The organism is Cronobacter condimenti 1330, from assembly GCF_001277255.1.
GTDB lineage: Bacteria > Pseudomonadota > Gammaproteobacteria > Enterobacterales > Enterobacteriaceae > Cronobacter > Cronobacter condimenti.
The window spans coordinates 1261506-1285734 of sequence record NZ_CP012264.1 but is presented as its reverse complement, the minus strand read 5'-3'; the positions used below and the strand labels follow the sequence as shown (position 1 = coordinate 1285734).

The window sequence follows — 24229 nt, the reverse complement described above, 5'->3', positions numbered from 1 at the left end:
ATGCCTTTGCGGCGCGCCTTCCCCGCCGCGGGCGACACATCCACTAACATGAGAACCCTGAATTAACGCCATGAGCGACGACAATTCACACAGTAGCGACTCACTTAACAAAAAGGGATTTTTCTCCCTCCTCTTAAGCCAGCTTTTCCACGGTGAACCCAAAAACCGTGACGAACTGCTTGAGCTCATCCGTGATTCCGAGCAAAACGAGCTTATCGACCAGGATACGCGCGACATGCTTGAAGGGGTAATGGATATCGCCGACCAGCGCGTTCGCGACATCATGATCCCCCGCTCCCAGATGGTCACCCTGAAACGCAACCAGAGCCTCGATGAATGTCTCGACGTCATCATCGAATCAGCGCACTCGCGTTTTCCGGTGATTAGCGAGGACAAAGATCACATAGAAGGGATCCTGATGGCTAAAGATCTGCTGCCGTTTATGCGCAGCGACGCGGAAGCCTTCAGTATGGATAAAGTGCTGCGCCCGGCGGTTGTTGTACCGGAAAGCAAACGGGTTGACCGGATGCTCAAGGAGTTTCGCTCCCAGCGCTATCACATGGCTATCGTGATTGACGAATTCGGCGGCGTGTCCGGGCTTGTGACTATCGAAGATATTCTGGAACTCATCGTCGGCGAAATCGAAGACGAATATGACGATGAAGAAGATATCGATTTCCGTCAGCTCAGCCGCCATACCTGGACTGTGCGTGCGCTGGCGTCGATAGAAGATTTCAATGACACCTTCGGCAGCCAGTTCAGCGATGAAGAAGTGGATACCATCGGCGGTCTGGTCATGCAGGCGTTCGGCCACCTGCCTGCGCGCGGAGAGACCATCGACATTGATGGTTACCAGTTTAAAGTTGCTATGGCGGATAGCCGTCGTATTATCCAGGTCCACGTCAGAATGCCGGAAAACTCGCCGCAGCCTAAACTGGAAGACTAATGGAATGGCTCTTGCCTCAATGATTGAACGCCAGCGCGTGCGTCTGCTGCTGGCGCTGCTTTTCGGTGCCAGCGGAACGCTGGCCTTTTCCCCTTACGATTTCTGGCCTGCCGCCCTGCTCTCACTGATGGGCCTGCAGGGTCTTACCCTTAACCGTCGTCCGATGCAAAGCGCCTGGATTGGTTTTGCCTGGGGGCTTGGCCTGTTCGGCACTGGCGTGAATTGGGTCTATGTCAGCATTGCCCAGTTTGGCGGTATGCCGGGGCCTGTCAACGTGGCGCTGGTCATACTGCTTGCAGCCTATCTCTCGCTGTACACCGGCCTTTTTGCGGGCGTTCTGGCGCGTCTGTGGCCGAAAGCGGACTGGTTGCGTGTCGGTATCGCCGCCCCGGTTGTCTGGCATCTGACAGAGTTCCTGCGTGGCTGGGTGCTAACAGGCTTCCCATGGCTACAGTTTGGCTACAGCCAGATAGATGGCCCGCTGAAAGGGCTTGCGCCAGTCGCAGGCGTCGAGGCGATTAACTTCTTACTGATGGCAGTCAGCGGTCTGCTGGTGCTGTCGCTTGTGCGTCGCACCTGGAAACCCGCCGTATGCGCGCTGGTGCTGTTCGCACTGCCCTTCCCGCTTCGTTATATCCAGTGGTATCAGCCGCACGCCGAGCGCGCAATAAACGTGGCGCTGGTGCAGGGTAACATTCCGCAATCGATGAAATGGGATGAAGGCGAACTGCTGAACACGCTGCGCATTTATTTCAGCGCCACCCGCGCGCAGCTTGGCAAAGCCGGCCTGATTATCTGGCCAGAATCCGCGATTCCCGATTTAGAGAGTAACCAGCAGCAGTTCCTGCACGATATGGACACGGTGCTGCGCGCTAACGACGCGACGCTGATTACCGGTGTGGTGGATGCACGTCTTAACGCGAAAAACCGTTACGACACCTACAACACCATTATCACGCTCGGCGCCGGCACGCCTTACAGCTACAACTCCGCGAACCGCTACCATAAAAACCACCTGGTGCCGTTTGGCGAGTTTGTGCCGCTGGAATCGATACTGCGTCCACTCGCGCCCTTCTTTGACTTGCCGATGTCGTCGTTCAGCCGTGGCCCGTATCTGCAACCGCAGCTACAGGCGCATGGCATGAAGCTTACAGCCGCTATCTGCTATGAGATAATCCTCGGTGAACAGGTGCGCGATAACTTCCGTCCCGATACTGATTTCCTGCTGACTATCTCAAACGACGCCTGGTTCGGTCACTCCATTGGGCCGTGGCAGCATTTCCAGATGGCGCGTATGCGCGCGCTGGAACTGGCGCGCCCCCTGCTGCGCAGCACCAATAACGGCGTTACGGCAGTGATTGACGCTAACGGTGGCGTACAGTCGATCATTCCACAGTTCACCCGCGAGGTATTAAACGCCTCCGTGACTCCCACCAGCGGTCTTACGCCATATGCTCGTTTTGGCGATGCGACTATCTGGATTATCGTCGCGTTGGGTGGCTTTGCCTCGGTGCTGATAAGCCTTGGCAGGCGCAGACGTTCGTAAATTCCCGCTAAAAAGGTCAGCTATGCTGGCCTTTTTCTTTTCTGGCACACCCTTTGCTTTAGTTAATCCAATGATTTAGCTGAAACGCCTTACCCGGCGTTGCCATGGGGCAGGTTGCACCAGCGCGGTACTTTTGCGGCACCACTTTAGTGCAACACCGCATTTTTGCCTCTAATTGGTGCGGCGCGCTTCGCAAAAATAAACAAATTCACAGCAAATTATTTACATCCAGCCAGGCTAAATGGTACCAACACGGTACTAACGCTGCTGGCGGGACGGCAGGAATATAACAACACACATTCACAATTGGGTATCAATGGCGTTTCTGGCGCCGCGATAAAGGAGTTGGATATGCAGTTACGTAAACTGACCGCAGCAATGCTGGTAATGGGTCTGAGCGCAGGTCTGGCCCATGCAGAAGACGCAAGCAGCGGTCAAAGCACGCTGGATAAAATCAAAGCGAACGGCGTTATTGTCGTTGGCCACCGCGAATCCTCGGTTCCTTTCTCCTATTACGACAACCAGCAAAAAGTAGTGGGCTATTCGCAGGATTACTCCAACGCTATCGTTGAGGCTGTGAAAAAACAGCTCAACAAGCCGGATCTGCAGGTCAAAATGATCCCAATTACGTCGCAGAACCGTATCCCGCTGCTGCAAAACGGCACCTTCGATTTTGAATGCGGCTCCACCACCAACAACCTGGAGCGCCAGAAACAGGCCGCGTTTTCTGACACTATTTTCGTCGTGGGCACCCGCCTGCTGGTGAAAAAAGGCGGCCCGATTAAAGATTTCGCCGATCTCAAAGGCAAAGCGGTCGTCGTCACCTCGGGCACCACGTCTGAAGTACTGCTGCACAAGCTCAACGACGAGAAGAAAATGGATATGCGCATCATTAGCGCGAAAGATCACGGCGACTCCTTCCGCACGCTGGAAAGCGGTCGCGCGGTGGCGTTCATGATGGATGACGCGCTGCTGGCAGGCGAGCGCGCTAAAGCGAAAAAACCGGATAACTGGGAAATCGTTGGTACGCCGCAATCCAAAGAAGCGTATGGCTGCATGATGCGTAAAGGCGACGAGTCATTTAAAAAACTGGTAGACGACACCATCGCTCAGGCGCAGACCTCTGGCGAAGCAGCGAAGTGGTTTGAAAAATGGTTTAAAAACCCGATTCCGCCTAAGAACCTTAACCTGAACTTCGAACTTTCCGACGACATGAAAACGTTGTTCAAAGAACCTAACGATAAAGCGCTTAACTAATTACAACCATTAAGGGGCGGGTCACCCTGCCCTCACGATTGACGACACGAAGCCCGGACAGACTATACGTCGGTTGGCCGTTCCCCAACCGGCGCGAATACAAGAGGCTTCTCATCAATCTTAGGGGGTAGCGCTGCTACCCCCCTTTTTTTCGGAGTACGTTATGTCTATAGACTGGAACTGGGGCATCTTTTTACAGGATGCGCCGTTCGGCAACACCACCTATTTAGGCTGGCTATGGAGTGGCTTCCAGGTGACCGTCGCGCTGTCGATAACCGCCTGGATAATCGCATTTCTGGTCGGTTCCCTTTTTGGCATCCTGCGCACGGTGCCTAACCGTTTCCTCTCCGCGCTTGGCACCTGCTACGTCGAACTCTTCCGCAACGTTCCACTTATCGTTCAGTTCTTTACCTGGTATCTGGTCGTGCCGGAATTACTGCCGGAAGATCTGGGCATGTGGTTCAAAGCAGAGCTTGATCCTAACGTGCAGTTTTTCGTCTCCTCAATGGTTTGCCTGGGGTTGTTTACCGCCGCACGCGTTTGCGAACAGGTACGCGCCGCTATTCAGTCGCTGCCGCGCGGTCAGAAGAACGCCGGCCTCGCGATGGGCCTGACGCTGCCGCAAACCTATCGCTACGTGCTGCTGCCAAATGCGTATCGTGTGATTGTGCCGCCCATGACCTCTGAGATGATGAACCTGGTTAAAAACTCAGCCATCGCCTCAACCATCGGTCTGGTGGATATGGCGGCGCAGGCAGGCAAACTTCTCGACTACTCCGCCCATGCCTGGGAGTCGTTTACAGCTATTACCCTCGCCTATGTATTTATCAACACAGTAATCATGCTGGTGATGAATCTGGTGGAACGTAAGGTTCGCCTGCCGGGTAATATGGGGAGCAAATAATGTACGAATTTGACTGGGGATCGATTGTTCCCTCCATGCCTTACCTGCTGGCAGGGCTGGTGATCACCTTAAAAATCACTGTCACTGCCGTTATCGTCGGTATCGTCTGGGGCACGCTGCTTGCGGTGATGCGCCTCTCAAGCTTTAAGCCCGTCGCCTGGTTTGCCACGGCCTACGTCAACGTGTTTCGCTCGATCCCACTGGTAATGGTGCTGCTGTGGTTCTACCTGATTGTGCCCGGGATTTTGCAGGATGTACTGGGGATTTCGCCCAAGACCGATATCCGTTTGATCTCGGCGATGGTGGCGTTCTCGATGTTTGAGGCAGCGTACTATTCAGAAATTATCCGCGCCGGTATTCAGAGCATCTCCCGTGGCCAGTCCAGCGCCGCGCTGGCATTGGGGATGACGCACTGGCAATCGATGAAGCTGATTATTCTGCCGCAGGCGTTTCGCGCCATGGTACCGCTGCTGCTGACGCAGGGCATCGTACTGTTCCAGGATACCTCACTGGTTTACGTGCTGAGCCTTGCGGACTTTTTCCGCACCGCGTCTACCATCGGCGAGCGCGACGGCACGCAAGTCGAAATGATCCTGTTTGCAGGCGCCGTTTACTTTGTCATTAGTTTAAGTGCATCGCTGTTGGTCAGCTGGCTGAAGAAAAGGACTGTGTAATGATTACCCTGAAAAACGTCTCAAAATGGTATGGTCACTTTCAGGTGCTTACCGACTGCTCCACGGCCGTAAAAAAAGGCGAAGTTGTGGTGGTGTGCGGCCCCTCCGGCTCCGGCAAATCGACGCTCATAAAAACCGTCAACGGCCTCGAACCTGTTCAGCAGGGCGACATTGTCGTAAACGGCACGCGCGTCAATGATAAAAAAACCAATCTGGCGCAACTGCGCTCCCATGTCGGCATGGTGTTCCAGCATTTCGAACTGTTCCCGCATTTATCCATTATTGAAAACCTGACGCTCGCACAGGTCAAAGTGCTCAAACGCGATAAAGCGGCGGCCCGAGAAAAAGGGCTGAAACTGCTGGAGCGCGTCGGGCTTTCCGCCCATGCGAATAAATTTCCGTCACAACTCTCCGGCGGTCAGCAACAGCGTGTCGCTATCGCGCGTGCGCTCTGCATGGATCCGGTGGCGATGCTGTTTGACGAACCCACCTCCGCGCTTGACCCGGAAATGATCAATGAAGTGCTGGATGTCATGGTAGAGCTGGCGCAGGAAGGCATGACCATGATGGTCGTTACGCACGAGATGGGCTTTGCACGAAAAGTGGCGCACCGCGTGATCTTTATGGACGAAGGGAAGATTGTGGAAGACTCCCCGAAAGAGGAGTTTTTCGCTAACCCCAAATCAGAACGTGCGAAAGATTTTCTCGCCAAAATCCTGCATTAATCTCCTTCTTGCCGGCATACCACGCGGTATGCCGGCCCTCTGCTATCGTTAATCTGTCACCACAAGCATCGCGTGTTTTGCCGCAGGCAGCGTATGAATAGCCGTGGCGTCCAGTGTCCTTAATACGGACAAATACAGCATGCGTTCCGCCTGCGAATAGTCGTTGTTATCCACATAAAACTCATACACCAACCCGCCCTTTTCAAGGAAAAAGCTATACGCGCCATCAGAGATAGCGTTTTGCCGATAGATATAAGTTTCCTGATGCCACTGGCCGCCTGGATATTCCGCCTCGGTTTTCGCCGCCACATCGCGCAGCGTGCCATGGTGGATAACCATTTTTGCAAAATCCGCGGTTCTGCCCTCTGCAAGCTGTGCGGGGACACGGTGTACCTGACGCGCGGCTTTCTCACCCCGGGCTGCATCTGCCAGCAGGGTATTTATTGTGTCGAGAATAAGCTGATGAGACTGCGCAAGGTCAAAGAGATCGCTGGCCTTCTCACCGAGTCGCGCTTCCAGAGCCGTCTGCGATAACGCAAGGTCATCCATCCTGATGACGTTTTGGGTACGGAATTCGGGGTCCATCGTGCGCAGCATTGAATACGCAGTAATAATCTCGGAAAACGAATCGCTGTTAGCGATGCCGATAACATAGCGTTTTGCCGCTTCGTCGTAGCGGTAATAAAGCGTCTCCGCTTGCCCCTGCGAATTATAATAAATCGCGCCGCGCGGCGAGGTGTAAATCACCCGCTCCTGCAACGATAGCCAGCTTTGAAACTCAATATCTCCTTGTTCGCCTGGCGCGATAATAAACTCTCCAGTCAGCGTTTGGGTTGGGGTAGAAAAGGAATAAATTTCATCCTGCGCGTTTTGCCAGTTGATGTTGAGCTTGCCGATACGACGGGTATAAATCCCGGACTGCCAGCGTTGCAGACTTTGAATAAGGGAGTCGGGCAGCACAACCTGGTTTTCATTATTGAGGTTAATCAGAAAACCCGCTGGCGGGTGCTGCAACGCGTCCTTAACCTGCTCATGCTGGCGCTGAGCCAGTGCCGTGCGCTGTTGCTCCGTGTCCTTAAACTGTGCCTTCATGCGCGCCAGTCGTTCAGGATCGGTGCGGGCAGGCACCAGTTCCATCGTGACAGTACAGTAATAAAAGCCGCACATGCCGCTCTTATCTGAAACGACCCGAACCTTATCCCCCATCGCATCACGCCTCAGCGTCTGCCAGACGCCGTTGATTTTTACCCGGCGCTGAGTAATTTTTTCCACGTTTGGCCGGGTATCCTGATACCACGTCAGCGTGTCATCACTCAGATGCACATAGCGCTTCTCTTTCAGCGTTTTTATTTCTTCGGTAATGGCTGCCTGAAAAACCGGACGGACATCTTCTTTTGTCGGATCTTCCTGAGGAGGATTGTCATAATCGACGGTGATGGTTTTGATGAGATAGTCGCTGTTTTCCCACGCGCCCTGATCGTTGCAGGCGGTTAATATCAACATTGCTCCCGCCAGCCAGCCTGCTTTATTCACTGTTCCCTCAATTATTTCCCAATAAAATCAGAGGGAAAGTATAACTGGACGGTAAATCAACACAATCGGCCCGACAAAGGACAGCAGAGTGAACGCCACAAGCGGGCGCAACGCTGGTCGCGTGCTAAAAATCGCGCTTAAGGAAACGTAATCGGCGGGATACAAACAAGAGAAGCCAGGGCAGAGCGCGTGAAAACGCGCCCTGCAAAAGGGCGGCCTTAATCAGGGCTCAAAGGGCCGACGCTGGAACTGGTTATGACCACATTTCGGGCAGACCGGCAGCACCTCCGGGGTATAAAACGCGAGGTGATGGTGACAGTTTTCACAGACCAGATTGCCAAGCCCCACCACTTCACCGCTGTGGTACACGCCGTGGTGGTTGAGATCCTGGAAAACTTCACGCCACTCCAGCTGGGTTTTATCGGTAATGTCCGCAAGCTCCTGCCAGACGCTTTCTTTAATGACGCGCAAAAACACACTGTCGGTCAGATAGTCCTGGCTTTCGCCGTAGCTGCGGGCGAACTCTTCAAGATCGCGCCGCACCGCGCGGGTCACTTCTTCCTCTTCCGTGCGCGTCAGTTCGCCAGTACGGGCGATTTGCAACCGGGCGCTTTCCACCAGCGCGTCGATATCGCGCTCGCCGTTGCGTAAGCGTTCGGTGAGCGAGGCCACCAGTTCACGGTAGTATTGCGCAACCTTGTTCATCGCCTTTCTCCTCCTGGATGAGTAACCTCTTCTTATTGTAGACGTTAATCCCGCAGCGCTTTGTCTGACCGCGCACAGCCGCAACAAAATCCCGCTTTTCCTTATTCTCGCCGCCTCCGCTGAAAGGCTGTTGTGCAGCGGACGAATCGGCTATGCTATGCGGATCTGAAATAACACACGTTAAAGCTACATTTGTAGCTGTATTGAAAACAGGACTACTGGCTGCCATGCAAGAGCAATATCGCCCGGAAGAGATAGAATCCAAAGTACAGCTTCACTGGGAAGAGAAGCGCACATTTGAAGTGACCGAAGACGAGAGCAAAGAGAAGTATTACTGCCTGTCGATGCTTCCCTATCCTTCTGGCCGACTACACATGGGCCATGTTCGTAACTACACCATCGGCGACGTGATCGCGCGCTATCAGCGTATGCTTGGCAAGAACGTCCTGCAGCCTATCGGCTGGGATGCATTCGGCCTGCCAGCCGAAGGGGCGGCGGTAAAAAACAATACCGCACCGGCGCCGTGGACGTACGACAACATTAACTACATGAAGAACCAGCTCAAAATGCTGGGCTTCGGCTACGACTGGAGCCGCGAGCTGGCGACCTGTACGCCGGAATATTACCGCTGGGAGCAGCAGTTCTTCACTGAGCTCTATAAAAAAGGCCTGGTGTATAAGAAAACCTCCGCGGTGAACTGGTGTCCGAACGACCAGACGGTTCTTGCAAACGAGCAGGTCATTGATGGCTGCTGCTGGCGCTGCGATACCAAAGTCGAGCGTAAAGAGATCCCGCAGTGGTTTATCAAAATCACCGCTTATGCCGACGAGCTGTTAAACGATCTGGATAAGCTCGACCACTGGCCTGACACCGTTAAAACCATGCAGCGCAACTGGATTGGCCGCTCCGAAGGCGTAGAAATCACCTTTGACGTCCAGAACAGTGATGAGAAACTGACGGTTTATACCACGCGTCCTGACACCTTCATGGGTGTAACGTATCTGGCCGTTGCCGCAGGTCATCCGCTGGCGCAGGCTGCCGCGGCCGCGAACCCGGCGCTGGGCGACTTCATCGCAGAATGCCGTAACACCAAAGTTGCGGAAGCCGATATGGCGACGATGGAGAAAAAAGGCATCGACACCGGTATTAAAGCCATTCACCCGCTCACCGGCGAAGCCATCCCGGTGTGGGCCGCGAACTTTGTGCTGATGGAATACGGCACTGGCGCGGTCATGGCGGTGCCGGGTCACGACCAGCGCGACTATGAGTTCGCCACAAAATATAGCCTGCCAATTAAACCCGTTATCCTGACCGCTGAAGGCACCGCGCCGGATCTGAGCGAGCAGGCGCTTACTGAAAAAGGCGTGCTGTTTAACTCCGGTGAGTTCGACGGTCTCGACTTTGAAGCAGGCTTTAACGCGATTGCTGATAAACTCGCCGCGAAAGGCGTGGGCGAGCGTAAAGTTAACTACCGTCTGCGCGACTGGGGCGTATCCCGTCAGCGTTACTGGGGTGCACCTATCCCGATGGTGACGCTGGAAGACGGCACCGTGATGCCAACACCGGCCGATCAACTGCCGGTTATCCTGCCGGAAGATGTGGTTATGGACGGCATCACCAGCCCGATCAAAGCCGACCCGGAGTGGGCGAAAACCACCGTTAACGGCCAGCCGGCACTGCGAGAAACCGACACCTTCGACACCTTTATGGAGTCCTCCTGGTACTACGCGCGCTACACCTGCCCGCAGTACAAAGAAGGCATGCTGGACGAAAAGGCCGCCAACTACTGGCTGCCGGTCGATATTTATATCGGCGGTATCGAACACGCCATTATGCACCTGCTCTACTTCCGCTTCTTCCACAAGCTGATGCGCGATGCGGGCATGGTGAATTCCGATGAGCCGGCGAAACAGCTGCTGTGTCAGGGAATGGTGCTGGCTGACGCTTTCTATTATGTGGGCGTGAACGGCGAGCGTAACTGGGTTTCCCCGAAAGACGCGATTATCGAGCGCGACGAAAAAGGCCGTATCGTGAAAGCGAACGATGCCGCGGGCCACGAGCTGGTGTACACCGGCATGAGCAAGATGTCGAAGTCTAAAAACAACGGCATCGACCCGCAGGAGATGGTGGAGCGTTACGGCGCCGACACCGTGCGTCTGTTCATGATGTTCGCCTCGCCTGCGGATATGACGCTCGAATGGCAGGAATCCGGCGTGGAAGGCGCAAACCGCTTCCTGAAACGCGTCTGGCGTCTGGTGTATGAGCACACTTCGCTCGGCGACGCGCCGGCGCTGAATGTGGATGCGCTGAATGAAGACCAGAAAGCGCTGCGTCGCGACGTTCATAAAACCATCGCGAAAGTATCCGATGATATCGGCCGCCGTCAGACTTTTAACACCGCCATCGCCGCTATCATGGAGCTCATGAATAAACTGGCGAAAGCGCCGCAGGATGGCGAGCAGGATCGCGCATTGATGCGTGAAGCACTGCTGGCGGTTGTGCGTATGCTGAACCCGTTTACGCCGCACGTAAGCTTTACGCTGTGGCAGGAGCTGAAAGGCGAAGGCGATATCGACAACGCGCCGTGGCCGCAGGCTGACGACAGCGCGATGGTGGAAGACACCACGCTCGTTGTTGTTCAGGTCAACGGTAAAGTGCGCGGTAAAATCACCGTAGCGGCTGACGCGACCGAAGATCAGGTGCGCGAGCGCGCCGCTCAGGAACATCTGGTGGCGAAATACCTCGCCGGCGTGACCGTGCGTAAAGTGATTTACGTACCGGGTAAACTGCTTAACCTGGTTGTGGGCTAAGCGCAGGAGGAAGCGTGCGACATCTGATTACTCTGTTTGTAGGCCTGGCGGTGATGCTCACCGCCGGTTGCGGCTGGCATCTGCGCAATACCACGCAGGTGCCGGAGCAAATGCATACGTTAATCCTTAACTCCGGCGATCCGAACGGCCCGCTGACGCGTGCGGTGCGTAACCAGCTGCGTCTGAACGGCGTAGAGATTGTCGAGGCAAGTTCGGTTCGCCAGGACATCCCGTCGCTGCGCATCGGTTCGGCGTCTGTCTCGCAGGATACTGCGTCGGTCTTCCAGAATGGTCGTACCGCGGAGTATCAGATGGTAATGACGGTCAACGCCTCGGTGTTGATCCCAGGTCATGACATCTACCCGATCAGCGCCCGCGTCTACCGTTCGTTCTTTGACAACCCGCTGACGGCGCTCGCGAAATCCGCTGAACGTAACATCATCATTCAGGAGATGTATGACAAAGCGGCCGAGCAACTGATCCGCAAACTGGTGGCGGTTCACGCGCAGGATGTCTCGAAAGCCCGTGAAACATCGCAGGCTGAAACAGCGCCTGCCGACACCACCACCCCGAACAGCGGTCGCGTCTCCACGACCCTCCCCGTTCAGTAATGCTACGGCTTTACCCTGAACAACTCCGCGCGCAGCTCAATGAAGGGCTGCGCGCGGCTTATTTAGTCTTCGGCAACGACCCGCTACTGCTCCAGGAAAGCCAGGACGCCATTCATCAACAGGCGCAGGCGCAGGGTTTTGATGAACATCACCGCTTTATCATTGATGTCAGTACAGACTGGCAGGCCATTTTCTCGCTGTGCCAGGCAATGAGCCTGTTCGCAAGCCGCCAGACGCTGTTACTGGCGTTACCGGAAAACGGCCCGAATGCCGCCATTAATGAACAACTCGCCACGCTGGTTAGTCTGTTGCATGACGATTTGCTGTTAGTTGTGCGCGGTAATAAGCTGACCAAAGCGCAGGAAAACGCCGCCTGGTGCACCGCGCTTGCCAATCGTGCCGTTCAGGTTACATGCCAGACGCCAGAACAGGCGCAACTGCCGCGCTGGGTCGCCAACCGCGCGAAACAGATGAATCTCTCCCTCGATGATGCAGCCAATCAGCTGCTTTGTTACTGCTACGAAGGCAATCTGCTGGCGCTCTCACAGGCACTGGAGCGGCTGTCGCTTATCTGGCCGGACGGCAAACTGACGCTGCCACGGGTGGAACAGGCGGTGAACGACGCCGCACACTTCACACCGTTCCACTGGGTAGATGCGCTGTTAGCCGGTAAAAGCAAACGCGCGCTGCATATTCTGCAACAGTTGCGGCTGGAGGGGGCTGAGCCGGTGATCCTGCTGCGTACGTTGCAGCGTGAACTGCTGACGCTGGTAACGTTAAAACGCCAGTCGGCGACTACGCCGCTGCGCGCGCTGTTTGACCAACACCGCGTCTGGCAAAATCGCCGGCCGCTGATCAGTGAAGCGCTGTCGCGCCTTAATGACGACAGGCTTTGGCAGGCTGTGCGGTTGCTCACGCAGTGTGAAATAACGCTCAAGCAGGATTATGGTCAGACCGTCTGGCCGGAGCTCGAAAGCCTTTCTCTGGTACTGTGCCATAAGGCGCTGGCAGAGGTATTTATTGATGACTGACCGCGCGCCATCGCTGCAAGCCTGGTACGGCGGTACCTTTGATCCTATTCACTACGGTCATCTGCGGGCCGTCGAGGCGCTCGCGAAAGAAGCGAACCTGACACAGGTTACGATGCTGCCGAATAATGTACCGCCGCATCGCCCGCAGCCAGGCGCCAGCAGCGTACAGCGTAAGGCGATGGTTGAGCTGGCCATCGCCGGTAACCCGCTTTTTCGCCTGGACGATCGCGAGTTACAGCGCCCAACGCCGTCATGGACCAGCGAAACCATGGCCCAGTTGCGCCGTGAATCAGGCCCGGACGCGCCGCTCGCGTTTATCATAGGCCAGGACTCTTTACTGACGCTGCGTACCTGGCACCGCTATGAATCACTGCTGAACTGCTGTCATCTGCTGGTTTGCCGCCGTCCGGGTTATCCGGTTGAGATGAAAACGGCTGAAGACCGCCAGTGGTTAGCCGCCCGTCTCGCCAGTGACGCCCGCGAGCTTCATCGCCAGCCCGCCGGGAAAATTTATCTGGCTGATACCCCGCTCTACCCGATTTCCGCCACCGATATTCGCACGCGCCTCGCCAGACAACAGCCGTGCGACGATCTCTTGCCGCAGGCGGTGCTCGACTACATCCACCATCACGCGCTATATCGCTAACGTCGCACGCAGCAGAAGGAGACGTCGATGAAACTCTGGCTGGTACGTCATGGACAAACCGAGGCGAACGTCGCCGGCGTTTACAGTGGTCATGCGGAAACCGTGCTGACGCCGCTTGGCATCACGCAGGCCCGCGCTGTTGGCGATATGCTACGCGAGGTCGCGTTTGACAAAGTCATCTGCAGTGGGCTCGGTCGGGCGCAACATACCGCACGCCTCATTCTGGAAGGCCGCCGCGAGCACATCGACACCGATCTACGTCTGAACGAAATGTTTTTCGGTGACTGGGAGATGCGCCATCACCGCGACTTACTGAAAGAAGATCCACACGCCTACGCCGCCTGGTGCGCCGACTGGCAAAACGCTGTGCCGACCAACGGAGAGAGCTTTACGGCGTTTGCCGAACGAGTGGATAGTTTTCTTGAAACATTGAATACGGTGCAGGAAGCAGAAAACCTTCTTATTGTGAGCCATCAGGGTGTGCTGAGCTTACTGATTGCTCGCCTGCTTGGTATGCCGGGGCGCTCGCTGTGGCATTTCCTGCTGGAACAGGGCGCATGGAGCCGCGTTGCGCGTTATGAGGGCTTCACGCAGTTGCAGGCGCTGAACAACCGCGCCCCCTGGCAACCAACGCCAGACGCGCGCTGAGCCGATTGTGGCTCAGGCATTGACACAACGGGCGATACTGTTATCCTCCGCTGCCAGATATTTCCCGCCGCAAGCCGCCTTTCTGAAATTGTTTTACAAAAATGGCGATGCAAACTCTTGCCTGCGGTGGGATGATAGCCCACTTCTGAGCGCTGCCTGCCTGTCAGGCGTGCACTCGTATCGGTCATTCGATGGCGCATCCGGCGTCATCCGAGGTTCACATTCCCAGGGGGAAAACTTGCAGGGTAAAGCACTCCAGGATTTTGTCATTGATAAAATTGACGATCTTAAAGGCCAGGATATTGTTGCCATTGATGTTAAAGGCAAATCCAGCATCACCGACTGTATGATTATCTGCACCGGCACCTCCAGCCGTCACGTGATGTCTATCGCCGATCATGTCGTCCAGGAATCCCGCGCGGCGGGTATGCTGCCGCTTGGCGTGGAAGGCGAGAACGCCGCCGACTGGATCGTCGTCGATCTTGGCGATGTCATGGTTCACGTCATGCAGGAAGAGAGCCGTCGCCTGTATGAGCTGGAAAAGCTCTGGGGTTAAGGCGTGAAGCTCCAGCTGGTAGCCGTAGGCACAAAAATGCCCGACTGGGTGCAGACCGGTTTTACCGAATATCTGCGCCGCTTCCCGAAAGATATGCCGTTTGAGCTCATTGAGATCCCGGCAGGAAAACGCGGCAAAAATGCCGACATCAAACGCATTCTTGATAAAGAAGGCGAAATGATGCTGGCGGCGGCCGGTAAAAATCGCATCGTGACGCTCGATATTCCAGGGCGCCCGTGGGATACGCCGCAACTGGCTCGTGAGCTTGAGCGCTGGAAACAGGATGGCCGCGACGTCAGCCTGCTCATTGGCGGACCAGAAGGCCTTTCGGACGCGTGCAAAGCGGCGGCGGAACAGAGCTGGTCGCTTTCCACGCTGACCCTGCCCCACCCGCTGGTGCGGGTCATTGTCGCGGAAAGTCTCTACCGCGCCTGGAGTATTACCACCAATCACCCGTATCATCGTGAATAATCACCTTCAGGTAAGTTAAGCAGCGGATGAAACTTAAGGATTCCTTTCGTGACTATACGGCTGAGTCCGCGCTCTTTGTGCGTCGGGCGCTGGTCGCTTTTGTCGGCATCCTGGTATTGACCGGGGTTCTGATAGTCAATCTCTACCATTTACAGATCCTGCGTTTTAACGACTACCAGACCCGCTCCAACGAAAACCGCATCAAACTCGTGCCCATTCCGCCAAGCCGCGGGATTATCTACGATCGCAACGGCACACCGCTCGCCCTGAACCGCACTATCTATCAGATTGAAATGATGCCTGAGAAGGTGGACAGCGTGCAGGATACGCTGGAGGCGCTACGCTCGGTGGTCGATCTTACCGATGATGACATCGCAAATTTCAAGAAAGAGCGCGCCCGCTCGCACCGTTTCACCTCTATTCCCGTAAAAACCAACCTGACTGAAGTGCAGGTCGCGCGTTTCGCGGTGAACCAGTACCGCTTTCCCGGCGTGGAAGTCAAAGGGTATAAGCGTCGATACTATCCATATGGCGCGGCGCTAACCCATGTCATCGGCTATGTGTCGAAAATTAACGATAAAGACGTCGAGCGTCTTGATAAAGACGGCAAGCTGGCTAACTACGCCGCCACGCATGATATCGGCAAGCTTGGCATCGAGCGCTACTACGAAGATGTCCTGCATGGTCAGACTGGCTATGAAGAAGTAGAGGTTAACAACCGCGGGCGTGTGATTCGCCAGTTGAAAGAGGTGCCGCCGCAGGCAGGCCACGACATCTACCTGACGCTCGACCTGAAGCTACAAACCTACATAGAAACGCTCCTCCAGGGCAGCCGCGCAGCGGTGGTGGTCACCGATCCCCGTAGCGGCGGCATTCTCGCCATGGTATCGATGCCAAGCTATAACCCGAACTTGTTTGTAGATGGCATCTCCAGTAAAGACTATTCCGGCCTGTTGAAAGACCCGAACACGCCGTTGATTAACCGTGCGACACAGGGCGTGTATCCGCCAGCGTCGACCGTGAAACCTTACGTCGCCGTGTCTGCGCTCAGCGCCGGTGTGATTAACCGTAATACCTCTCTCTTCGACCCAGGCTGGTGGCAACTGCCGGGTTCGGAGAAACGCTACCGCGACTGGAAAAAGTGGGGCCACGGACGCCTTAACGTCACCAAATCACTGGAAGAGTCGGCGGACACCTTCTTCTACCAGGTCGCTTACGACATGGGCATTGACCGGCTGTCCGAATGGATGCGCAAATTTGGCTACGGGAGCCTCACGGGCATCGATCTTTCTGAAGAGCGCTCCGGCAACATGCCGACCCGCGAATGGAAGATGAAGCGCTTTAAAAAACCGTGGTATCAGGGCGACACCATTCCGGTCGGGATCGGTCAGGGTTACTGGACCGCCACGCCGGTCCAGATGAACAAAGCCATGATGATCCTGATTAACGACGGCGTGGTAAAAGTGCCGCACCTGCTGATGACGACAGTCGTTAACGGCCAGAAAGTGCCATGGAAACAGCCGGAACAGCCGCCGGTCGGCGATATTCATTCCGGTTTCTGGGAAATTGCTAAAGACGGTATGTACGGTGTGGCTAACCGCGCCAACGGGACGGGGCATAAATATTTCGCAGGCGCGCCTTATAAAATCGCGGCGAAATCCGGTACGGCGCAGGTGTTCGGGCTTAAAGCTAACGAAACCTATAACGCGCACCGCATTGCCGAGCGTCTTCGCGACCACAAGCTTATGACGGCGTTCGCGCCTTATGATAACCCACAGGTCGCGGTGGCGATGATCCTCGAAAACGGCGGCGCGGGCCCGGCGGTGGGCACCATCATGCGTCAAATCCTCGATCACATCATGCTTGGGGACAACAACACCGAACTGCCGACGGAAAACCCCGCCACGGCGGCGGCGGAGGATCGATAAGATGACCGACAATCCGAATAAAAAGTCGCTGTGGGACAAAATCCACCTCGACCCTACCTTAATGCTGATTATTCTGGCGCTCTGTTTTTACAGCGCGATGGTTATCTGGAGCGCCAGTGGCCAGGATATGGGCATGATGGAGCGTAAAATCGGCCAGATCATGATGGGGTTTGTAATTATGATCGTGCTCGCGCAAATTCCGCCGCGCGTGTATGAAGGCTGGGCGCCCTATCTCTATATTGTCTGTATTATTTTGCTGGTGGCGGTGGATGCCTTCGGCGCCATCTCTAAAGGCGCGCAGCGCTGGCTCGATCTCGGCGTGGTGCGTTTTCAGCCGTCGGAAATCGCAAAAATCGCTGTGCCACTTATGGTGGCGCGTTTTATCAACCGTGATGTCTGCCCGCCTTCGCTGAAAAATACCGGCATCGCGCTGGTGCTGATTTTCATGCCGACGCTGCTGGTGGCTGCGCAGCCTGACCTTGGCACTTCTATTCTTATCGCTGCCTCCGGTCTGTTTGTGCTGTTTCTCTCCGGCCTCAGCTGGCGTGTTATCGGCATCGCGGTAGTGCTTGTCGCGGCATTTATCCCGATCCTCTGGTTCTTCCTGATGCATGATTACCAGCGGCAGCGCGTCATGATGCTACTGGATCCCGAGAGCGATCCGCTCGGTGCGGGCTATCATATTATTCAGTCGAAAATCGCTATCGGTTCTGGTGGATTACGTGGCAAAGGCTGGCTGCATGGTACGCAGTCGCAGCTGGAATTTCTGCCGGAGCGTCACACGGACTTTATCTTCGCTGTTCTCGCCGAAGAGCTGGGGCTCGTGGGCGTGCTGGTACTGCTGGCGCTGTATGTGCTGCTGATTATGCGCGGGCTGTGGATTGCCGCACGCGCCCAGACGACGTTCGGGCGGGTGATGGCGGGCGGTCTGATGCTCATTCTGTTCGTTTATGTGTTTGTGAATATTGGTATGGTGAGTGGTATCTTACCGGTGGTAGGCGTTCCGCTGCCGCTGGTCAGCTACGGGGGGTCTGCCCTGATTGTACTCATGGCAGGGTTTGGCATCGTTATGTCGATCCATACCCACAGGAAAATGTTGTCGAAGAGCGTATAAGAGGTAGGCAATGCGTAAGCAGTGGATTGGCGTCTGCATCGCCGCAGGGTTATTAACCGCATGCGGCGTGAATAACGATGGGCAACAACAGGCGAGCGTGGCACCACAGCAGCCAGTCTGCAACGGTCCGAGCGTTGAGATTAGCGGCGCAGAGCCTCGTTACGAGCAACTGAACCCCTCTGTGAATAGCGATTACGAGCGTGACGGCAAGCGCTATACCATCGTTCAGGATCTCTCGCGCTTCAGTCAGGCGGGTCTGGCTGCGATTTATGACGCCGAGCCTGACAGCAATCTGACTGCCTCCGGCGAGCCGTTTGATCCGATGCAGCTTACCGCCGCGCATCCGACCCTGCCGGTGCCGAGCTATGCTCGCATAACAAACCTCGCCAATGGCCGTATGATTGTGGTGCGGATTAACGACCGTGGCCCCTACGGTAACGACCGCGTAATTTCGCTTTCACGTGCGGCGGCCGATCGTCTGAACACGTCAAACAATACCAAAGTGCGTATCGACCCGATTATCGTCGCGCCGGATGGCTCGCTGTCAGGTCCGGGGATGGCCTGTACGACGGTTGCAAAACAGACCTACGCGCTTCCGGCCCGTCCTGATTTAAGCGGCGGTCTTGGCAGCGTCTCCTCCGCCCCACAGCCTGTCTCTCCGCAGGGTGATATTCGCCCCGTGAGTAATGACACCTTGCAGAGCGAGGATTCCACCGGTGCGCCGGTGAAAAGCGGCGGCTTTTTAGGCGCGCCGACGACGCTTGCCTCAGGCGTGCTGGAAACCTCAACGCCGGAACCCGCACCTGTCGCTACTTCTGCGCAACCGACCACGGCTGCACCACAGCCGGCCGCAGAGCCGGCGCAACTCGCTGCGCCAGCGACCCGTAATGCGCCAGTAACCGCTCCGGGCTCCGTACAAGGCAGCGTGACACCTGCCGCCAGCGCACCGGCCGCCGCAGCCGCAGGTAACTACGTGGTGCAGGTGGGTGCGGTGAGTGATGCCACTCGCGCCGGTCAGTGGCAGCAAAAGCTGAGCCAGCAATTTTCTGTGCCGGGCCGCGTAAGCCAGAACGGTGCGGTTTATCGTGTTCAGTTAGGCCCATTTGCCAGCAAATCGCAGGCCGCCTCGCTCCAGCAGCGTTTGCAGAGCGAAGCACAAGTGCAATCTTTCATCACCGCCGCCCAGTAAAAGCAGGCCGGGCTGGTCTGCCGCTTTGTCAGTTACGGTAAACGCCGTTAACAAAGTCATGCGCAAAGTCGGGTGCCAGCCCATAAGGCATTTGCTATAGTAAGGCACTTTTTTCACTCATCACGGATGTCGTTGTTCAGACCATGAAGACCACTTTCTCCGTTCGTTTTATGCAGCGTCTTGCCATTAGCACGGCGTTTTCTGTCGCAGCTCTCTCAACCACCGCTCATGCCGACGATCTTAATATCAAAACGATGATCCCAGGCGTGCCGCAGATCGACGCGGAAGCTTATATCCTCATCGATTACAATTCAGGGAAAGTGCTGGCGGAACAGAACGCTGACGCGCGCCGCGATCCGGCAAGCCTGACCAAAATGATGACGAGCTATGTCATCGGGCAGGCGATGAAAGCAGGCAAATTTAAAGAGTCTGATCTGGTCACTATCGGCAACGATGCATGGGCGACCGGCAACCCGGTCTTCAAAGGCTCGTCCCTGATGTTCCTGAAGCCAGGCATGCAAGTGCCGGTATCCCAGCTGATCCGCGGTATTAACCTGCAATCCGGCAACGACGCGTGCGTAGCGATGGCCGATTATGTTGCAGGCAGTCAGGACGCGTTTGTAGGTTTGATGAACAGCTATGTTACCGCGCTGGGCCTGAAAAACACTCACTTCCAGACCGTACACGGCCTGGATGCAGAGGGTCAGTTTAGCTCCGCGCGCGATATGGCGCTGATTGGCCAGGCGCTGATCCGCGATGTCCCGAACGAATACTCCATCTATAAAGAAAAAGAGTTCACTTTCAACGGGATCCGCCAGACCAACCGTAACGGTTTGCTGTGGGACAACAGCCTGAACGTGGACGGCATTAAAACCGGTCACACGGACAAAGCGGGCTATAACCTCGTTGCTTCCGCGACCGAAGGCCAGATGCGCCTGATTTCCGCCGTAATGGGCGGGCGCACCTTTAAAGGCCGTGAAGCCGAGAGCAAAAAATTGCTGACCTGGGGCTTCCGTTTCTTTGAAACCGTCAACCCGCTGAAAGCGGGTAAAGAGTTCGCCTCTGAACCAGCCTGGTTTGGCGACAACGACCGCGCGTCGCTCGGCGTCGATAAAGACATTTATCTGACCATTCCGCGTGGCCGCATGAAAGATCTGAAAGCAAGCTATGTCCTGAACACTGCCGAACTGCACGCGCCGCTCGCGAAAAACCAGGTTGTAGGCACCATTAACTTCCAGCTGGATGGCAAAACCATCGAACAGCGCCCGCTGGTCGTGCTGGAAGAGATTCAGGAAGGCAACTTCTTTGGTCGCATCATTGACTACATCAAACTGATGTTCCACCACTGGTTTGGTTAATGACTGACCACTTGAAAGCCTGACTTTCGCCCCCATATACTAAGCATCAATCCAACTCCCGCTTCTGCGGGAGTTATTATTTTTTACGTAACGCTGGAGCTGACATGAAAACCAAACTTAACGAGCTGCTTGAGTTCCCGACCCCTTTTACTTACAAAGTGATGGGCCTGGCGAAACCTGAGTTGGTTGATCTGGTCATCGAGGTCGTGCAGCGCCATGCTCCTGGCGACTATACACCGCAGGTCAAACCAAGCAGCAAAGGTAACTACCATTCCGTGTCGATTACCATCAACGCGACGCATATTGAGCAGGTTGAGACGCTCTATGAAGAGCTCGGCAATATCGAAATCGTGCGCATGGTGCTGTGATCCCCGTTACCCGGCGGCGTCCGGGTAACTTTTCTTCGTGATATACTCCCCGCACCTTCTCTCTTCGGAGACGCAGTTTTGCTTCAGGAAAAAATTATCATTCGCCAGCTTGGGCTTCAGCCTTATGAACCCGTTTCGCAGGCGATGCACCAGTTTACCGATGAACGCGAAGACACCACCCCGGATGAGATCTGGCTGGTCGAACATACTCCCGTATTTACGCAGGGACAGGCCGGTAAAGCGGAACATGTCCTGATGCCCGGCGATATTCCGGTTATCCAGAGCGATCGCGGCGGCCAGGTGACTTACCACGGCCCCGGACAACAAGTCATGTACGTAATGCTGAATCTTCGTCGCCGCAAACTTGGCGTGCGCGAACTGGTGACGTTACTGGAACAGACGGTCGTCAACACGCTAGCCGAATGGGATATCAACGCCTATCCTCGCCCCGACGCGCCTGGCGTCTATGTTGATGGCAAAAAAATCTGTTCTCTGGGCCTGCGTATTCGCAAAGGGTGCTCTTTTCATGGTCTGGCACTCAATATTAATATGGATCTACGTCCGTTTTTGCGTATAAACCCTTGCGGGTACGCGGGAATGGAAATGACCCAGGTCAGCGCCCTTTCTGCTGGCGCAAACCCTGAAGCGGTGCAACCGCGACTGGTGCATCACTTTTTAGCGCTACTTAATAATCCCCCCGCGGAATATATCAGCGCTTAAGACTTTCCTTGCTGGTCGCCCTTCTTGCGGCGACCTTTAATCGATATGCAATTTGCCGCTTTACATTCCATAACGGATTATTTATTTTCTCTGCGCCTGAATGAATTTTTCTTAATTTCATCAATGGATTAACGGCAAGAGAAGATAAGCGGGATTTATCTGAAAACACCTCCCGCCCCTTTGCCGTCCATGTAAAGTCCTGTTCACTTTATGCGGGTAAGATCCCCGGAGCGTTTTATTGTCGGCTAAGGGACCTGTTCACAGTTATTATAAATAGAACCTCTCTATTATTTGATTTATCTATACAGTTGGAGCGTAGCGTGGAATTGAACCATCCCCCTGAAAAACCTTCAGCCAAACAGGAAGATGACAGTAGACCGCAAATATTCCAGACTCTGCGAAATATCGATCTTAACCTCCTGACGATTTTCGAAGCCGTATACGTGCACAAAGGCATCGTTAACGCGGCCAGAGTACTGAACCTGACGCCATCGGCTATCAGCCAGTCTATTCAGAAACTGCGGCTGATATTTCCCGATCCGTTGTTTATTCGTAAAGGGCAAGGCGTCACGCCGACCGCGTACGCGACCCACATGCACGAATATATCAGTCAGGGACTGGAATCCATTCTCGGCGCGCTGGATTTACAGGGCGAGCATGAAAAACAGCGCACCATTACTATCGCCACGTCTGCCTCGCTGGGCGCGCTGGTGATCCCTCAAATCTATCAACAGATCCGCACGGTCAATCCGCATTTGCAAATCCGCAATGTCCCGTTGCAGGACACAGAAACTCAGCTTAGCCAGTTCCAGACCGACCTTGTGATTGACAGCGGTTCATGGTCATCGCGCACGCTTAGCACGCATCTGCTCTTTAAAGATCGTGTCGCCGTGGTCTGCCGTCGCGGTCACCCCTGCAGCCGAACCGGTGAGCCGGTCACCTCGGAAGACCTGCAGATGTGGGAGCACACGTTCATTATGCTGCCAGGCGGGATGGTCAATGGCGTGCGCAAACAGATCAATACGTTACTGCCGGATCGAAACGTTTCGTTTAGCAGTTACAATATGGTAACCATCGCCTCTATCATCGGTAGCAGCGATCTCATCGGCTTTATGCCCGCGCGTATTTTCGCGTTATTCAAAGACAGTTTTGGGCTTATTGAAGTGGAAAGCGATGTGGTTATTAAGGAAACCATCGATATTTCATTACATTACAATAAGTTCAGCCTGCGCGATCCGGTCGTTCAGAATGTGATTGAGGCGATTGTGGAAGGCTTTGAAAAGCGTGTGGTTTCTAAAGGCGCATCGCCTTCATAATGGGCGGGTGATAAGGCACAAAATAACAACTATTTTACAAATTCTTCGCCAATTCGGGCGGCCTCAGGCTGATTCTGCCTGACAGTAATGTTATACTGCGTGCCGTTAATTCAAAAATAGTTGATAAATACAACATTAGCTTGAATTTAAACGCTTTCCTTCGTTATCCGCAACTGGAACACGCACGCTATGAGTAAACCCATTGTGATGGAACGCGGTGTGAAATACCGCGATGCCGATAAAATGGCCCTTATCCCGGTTAAGAATGTGGCGACAGAGCGGGAGGCTTTGTTAAGAAAGCCGGAGTGGATGAAAATCAAACTCCCTGCCGACTCGACCCGCATCCAGGGTATCAAAGCGGCGATGCGCAAAAATGGCCTTCATTCTGTTTGTGAAGAAGCCTCCTGCCCGAACCTTGCGGAGTGTTTCAACCACGGCACCGCGACCTTTATGATCCTCGGCGCTATTTGTACCCGCCGTTGCCCGTTCTGCGACGTGGCGCATGGCCGCCCGGTAGCCCCGGATGCCAACGAACCGCAGAAACTGGCGCAAACTATCGCTGATATGGCGCTGCGCTACGTGGTTATCACTTCTGTGGACCGCGACGACCTGCGCGACGGCGGTGCTCAGCACTTTGCGGACTGCATCAGCGCCATCCGTGAAAAAAGCCCGACCATCAAAATCGAAACGCTGGTACCTGATTTCCGTGGTCGTATGGATAAGGCGCTGGACATCCTTACCGCCACGCCGCCGGACGTGTTTAACCACAACCTGGAAAACGTGCCGCGCCTCTATCGTCAGGTACGTCCTGGTGCCGATTACGCCTGGTCTCTGAAGCTGCTGGAGCGTTTTAAAGAAGTGCACCCGGAGATCCCGACCAAATCGGGTCTGATGGTTGGCCTTGGCGAAACCAATGCAGAGATCATCGAAGTGATGCGCGATCTGCGCGCCCACGGCGTCACAATGCTGACACTCGGCCAGTACCTGCAACCAAGCCGTCACCACCTGCCGGTACAACGCTACGTGAGCCCGGACGAGTTTGAAGAGATGAAAGCGGAAGCGCTGGCAATGGGCTTCACCCACGCCGCCTGTGGTCCGTTTGTCCGCTCTTCTTACCATGCCGATCTGCAGGCGAAAGGTGAAGAAGTCAAATAAGCCGTTATAGCTTGTTAC

Annotated in this window: 23 protein-coding genes; 21 read left to right on the top strand and 2 right to left on the bottom strand. The window is 55.2% G+C overall.

The window, feature by feature from the left end; all coding sequences use genetic code 11:
- Positions 1-70 precede the first annotated feature (70 nt).
- The 6 genes from corC (at position 71) to AFK62_RS05850 (ending at position 6052) form a co-directional block, all read left to right on the top strand.
- The gene (corC, locus tag AFK62_RS05875; RefSeq protein WP_007670364.1) at positions 71-946 is read left to right on the top strand and encodes a CNNM family magnesium/cobalt transport protein CorC; all 876 of its coding nucleotides are present in this window, start codon (positions 71-73) and stop codon (positions 944-946) included.
- Between the two features lie 4 nt (positions 947-950).
- A complete protein-coding gene (gene lnt, locus AFK62_RS05870; RefSeq protein ID WP_053531773.1) occupies positions 951-2492 on the top strand; it encodes an apolipoprotein N-acyltransferase in 1542 nt (513 codons plus the stop codon).
- Positions 2493-2843: 351 nt separating this feature from the next.
- Complete coding sequence (locus AFK62_RS05865) at positions 2844-3749, top strand: amino acid ABC transporter substrate-binding protein (RefSeq protein WP_007670359.1); 906 nt, start codon at positions 2844-2846, stop codon at positions 3747-3749.
- A 163-nt stretch (positions 3750-3912) separates the two neighbouring features.
- Positions 3913-4653, top strand: coding sequence for an amino acid ABC transporter permease (locus AFK62_RS05860; protein ID WP_007665468.1), 741 nt, complete (start codon positions 3913-3915; stop codon positions 4651-4653).
- A complete protein-coding gene (gltK, locus tag AFK62_RS05855) occupies positions 4653-5327 on the top strand; it encodes a glutamate/aspartate ABC transporter permease GltK (protein ID WP_007665470.1) in 675 nt (224 codons plus the stop codon). The genes AFK62_RS05860 and gltK overlap by 1 nt, the downstream gene beginning before the upstream one ends.
- Positions 5327-6052, top strand: coding sequence for an amino acid ABC transporter ATP-binding protein (locus AFK62_RS05850; protein ID WP_007665471.1), 726 nt, complete (start codon positions 5327-5329; stop codon positions 6050-6052). The genes gltK and AFK62_RS05850 overlap by 1 nt, the downstream gene beginning before the upstream one ends.
- Positions 6053-6100: 48 nt before the next feature.
- Here AFK62_RS05850 and AFK62_RS05845 read toward each other — a convergent pair whose 3' ends face one another.
- Positions 6101-7555, bottom strand: coding sequence for a hypothetical protein (locus AFK62_RS05845; RefSeq protein WP_032983977.1), 1455 nt, complete (start codon positions 7553-7555; stop codon positions 6101-6103).
- 252 nt (positions 7556-7807) lie between these two features.
- Positions 7808-8290, bottom strand: a complete 483-nt coding sequence (locus AFK62_RS05840; protein WP_007665473.1) for a zinc ribbon-containing protein — start codon at positions 8288-8290, stop codon at positions 7808-7810.
- A gap of 227 nt (positions 8291-8517) precedes the next feature.
- Between AFK62_RS05840 and leuS the strand changes: the two genes are divergently transcribed.
- The 15 genes from leuS (at position 8518) to lipA (ending at position 24211) form a co-directional block, all read left to right on the top strand.
- Positions 8518-11100, top strand: coding sequence for a leucine--tRNA ligase (gene leuS, locus AFK62_RS05835; RefSeq protein WP_007665475.1), 2583 nt, complete (start codon positions 8518-8520; stop codon positions 11098-11100).
- A gap of 14 nt (positions 11101-11114) precedes the next feature.
- A complete protein-coding gene (gene lptE, locus AFK62_RS05830) occupies positions 11115-11711 on the top strand; it encodes an LPS assembly lipoprotein LptE (RefSeq protein ID WP_007665477.1) in 597 nt (198 codons plus the stop codon).
- Positions 11711-12742 (top strand): DNA polymerase III subunit delta, encoded by a 1032-nt coding sequence (holA, locus tag AFK62_RS05825; protein WP_007665479.1) that lies wholly within the window; start codon positions 11711-11713, stop codon positions 12740-12742. Before lptE ends, holA begins: the two co-directional genes overlap by 1 nt.
- Positions 12735-13388, top strand: coding sequence for a nicotinate-nucleotide adenylyltransferase (gene nadD, locus AFK62_RS05820; protein WP_007665481.1), 654 nt, complete (start codon positions 12735-12737; stop codon positions 13386-13388). The genes holA and nadD overlap by 8 nt, the downstream gene beginning before the upstream one ends.
- Positions 13389-13415: 27 nt before the next feature.
- Positions 13416-14036: an adenosylcobalamin/alpha-ribazole phosphatase gene (locus AFK62_RS05815; protein WP_007665483.1), complete on the top strand. Its 621-nt coding sequence runs from the start codon at positions 13416-13418 to the stop codon at positions 14034-14036.
- A gap of 238 nt (positions 14037-14274) precedes the next feature.
- A complete protein-coding gene (gene rsfS / locus AFK62_RS05810) occupies positions 14275-14592 on the top strand; it encodes a ribosome silencing factor (protein WP_007665485.1) in 318 nt (105 codons plus the stop codon).
- A gap of 3 nt (positions 14593-14595) precedes the next feature.
- Positions 14596-15063, top strand: coding sequence for a 23S rRNA (pseudouridine(1915)-N(3))-methyltransferase RlmH (rlmH, locus tag AFK62_RS05805; RefSeq protein WP_053531772.1), 468 nt, complete (start codon positions 14596-14598; stop codon positions 15061-15063).
- 26 nt (positions 15064-15089) lie between these two features.
- Positions 15090-16991 carry a peptidoglycan DD-transpeptidase MrdA gene (gene mrdA, locus AFK62_RS05800; RefSeq protein WP_053531771.1) on the top strand — a complete coding sequence of 634 codons (1902 nt, stop codon included), beginning with the start codon at positions 15090-15092 and terminating at the stop codon, positions 16989-16991.
- A 1-nt stretch (position 16992) separates the two neighbouring features.
- Positions 16993-18105 carry a peptidoglycan glycosyltransferase MrdB gene (mrdB, locus tag AFK62_RS05795; RefSeq protein ID WP_007665492.1) on the top strand — a complete coding sequence of 371 codons (1113 nt, stop codon included), beginning with the start codon at positions 16993-16995 and terminating at the stop codon, positions 18103-18105.
- A gap of 10 nt (positions 18106-18115) precedes the next feature.
- Entirely contained in the window at positions 18116-19294 is a 1179-nt protein-coding gene (gene rlpA / locus AFK62_RS05790) for an endolytic peptidoglycan transglycosylase RlpA (RefSeq protein ID WP_007665494.1), read from the top strand.
- A 143-nt stretch (positions 19295-19437) separates the two neighbouring features.
- Positions 19438-20652: a D-alanyl-D-alanine carboxypeptidase DacA gene (dacA, locus tag AFK62_RS05785; RefSeq protein WP_053531770.1), complete on the top strand. Its 1215-nt coding sequence runs from the start codon at positions 19438-19440 to the stop codon at positions 20650-20652.
- A 104-nt stretch (positions 20653-20756) separates the two neighbouring features.
- A complete protein-coding gene (ybeD, locus tag AFK62_RS05780; protein ID WP_053531769.1) occupies positions 20757-21020 on the top strand; it encodes a DUF493 family protein YbeD in 264 nt (87 codons plus the stop codon).
- A gap of 78 nt (positions 21021-21098) precedes the next feature.
- Positions 21099-21740, top strand: a complete 642-nt coding sequence (gene lipB / locus AFK62_RS05775) for a lipoyl(octanoyl) transferase LipB (protein ID WP_053531768.1) — start codon at positions 21099-21101, stop codon at positions 21738-21740.
- A 320-nt stretch (positions 21741-22060) separates the two neighbouring features.
- Positions 22061-23056, top strand: a complete 996-nt coding sequence (locus tag AFK62_RS05770; RefSeq protein WP_007665501.1) for a YbeF family transcriptional regulator — start codon at positions 22061-22063, stop codon at positions 23054-23056.
- Positions 23057-23245: 189 nt separating this feature from the next.
- A complete protein-coding gene (gene lipA, locus AFK62_RS05765) occupies positions 23246-24211 on the top strand; it encodes a lipoyl synthase (protein WP_007665503.1) in 966 nt (321 codons plus the stop codon).
- The last annotated feature ends 18 nt before the right edge of the window (positions 24212-24229 follow it).

Bases quoted from the DNA above. Each gene is read 5' to 3' on its own strand.
- corC (WP_007670364.1), top strand. From the start codon at position 71: ATGAGCGACGACAATTCACACAGTAGCGACTCACTTAACAAAAAGGGA.
- lnt (WP_053531773.1), top strand. From the start codon at position 951: ATGGCTCTTGCCTCAATGATTGAACGCCAGCGCGTGCGTCTGCTGCTG.
- AFK62_RS05865 (WP_007670359.1), top strand. From the start codon at position 2,844: ATGCAGTTACGTAAACTGACCGCAGCAATGCTGGTAATGGGTCTGAGC.
- AFK62_RS05860 (WP_007665468.1), top strand. From the start codon at position 3,913: ATGTCTATAGACTGGAACTGGGGCATCTTTTTACAGGATGCGCCGTTC.
- gltK (WP_007665470.1), top strand. From the start codon at position 4,653: ATGTACGAATTTGACTGGGGATCGATTGTTCCCTCCATGCCTTACCTG.
- AFK62_RS05850 (WP_007665471.1), top strand. From the start codon at position 5,327: ATGATTACCCTGAAAAACGTCTCAAAATGGTATGGTCACTTTCAGGTG.
- AFK62_RS05845 (WP_032983977.1), bottom strand. From the start codon at position 7,555: ATGTTGATATTAACCGCCTGCAACGATCAGGGCGCGTGGGAAAACAGC.
- AFK62_RS05840 (WP_007665473.1), bottom strand. From the start codon at position 8,290: ATGAACAAGGTTGCGCAATACTACCGTGAACTGGTGGCCTCGCTCACC.
- leuS (WP_007665475.1), top strand. From the start codon at position 8,518: ATGCAAGAGCAATATCGCCCGGAAGAGATAGAATCCAAAGTACAGCTT.
- holA (WP_007665479.1), top strand. From the start codon at position 11,711: ATGCTACGGCTTTACCCTGAACAACTCCGCGCGCAGCTCAATGAAGGG.
- nadD (WP_007665481.1), top strand. From the start codon at position 12,735: ATGACTGACCGCGCGCCATCGCTGCAAGCCTGGTACGGCGGTACCTTT.
- AFK62_RS05815 (WP_007665483.1), top strand. From the start codon at position 13,416: ATGAAACTCTGGCTGGTACGTCATGGACAAACCGAGGCGAACGTCGCC.
- mrdA (WP_053531771.1), top strand. From the start codon at position 15,090: ATGAAACTTAAGGATTCCTTTCGTGACTATACGGCTGAGTCCGCGCTC.
- mrdB (WP_007665492.1), top strand. From the start codon at position 16,993: ATGACCGACAATCCGAATAAAAAGTCGCTGTGGGACAAAATCCACCTC.
- rlpA (WP_007665494.1), top strand. From the start codon at position 18,116: ATGCGTAAGCAGTGGATTGGCGTCTGCATCGCCGCAGGGTTATTAACC.
- dacA (WP_053531770.1), top strand. From the start codon at position 19,438: ATGAAGACCACTTTCTCCGTTCGTTTTATGCAGCGTCTTGCCATTAGC.
- ybeD (WP_053531769.1), top strand. From the start codon at position 20,757: ATGAAAACCAAACTTAACGAGCTGCTTGAGTTCCCGACCCCTTTTACT.
- lipA (WP_007665503.1), top strand. From the start codon at position 23,246: ATGAGTAAACCCATTGTGATGGAACGCGGTGTGAAATACCGCGATGCC.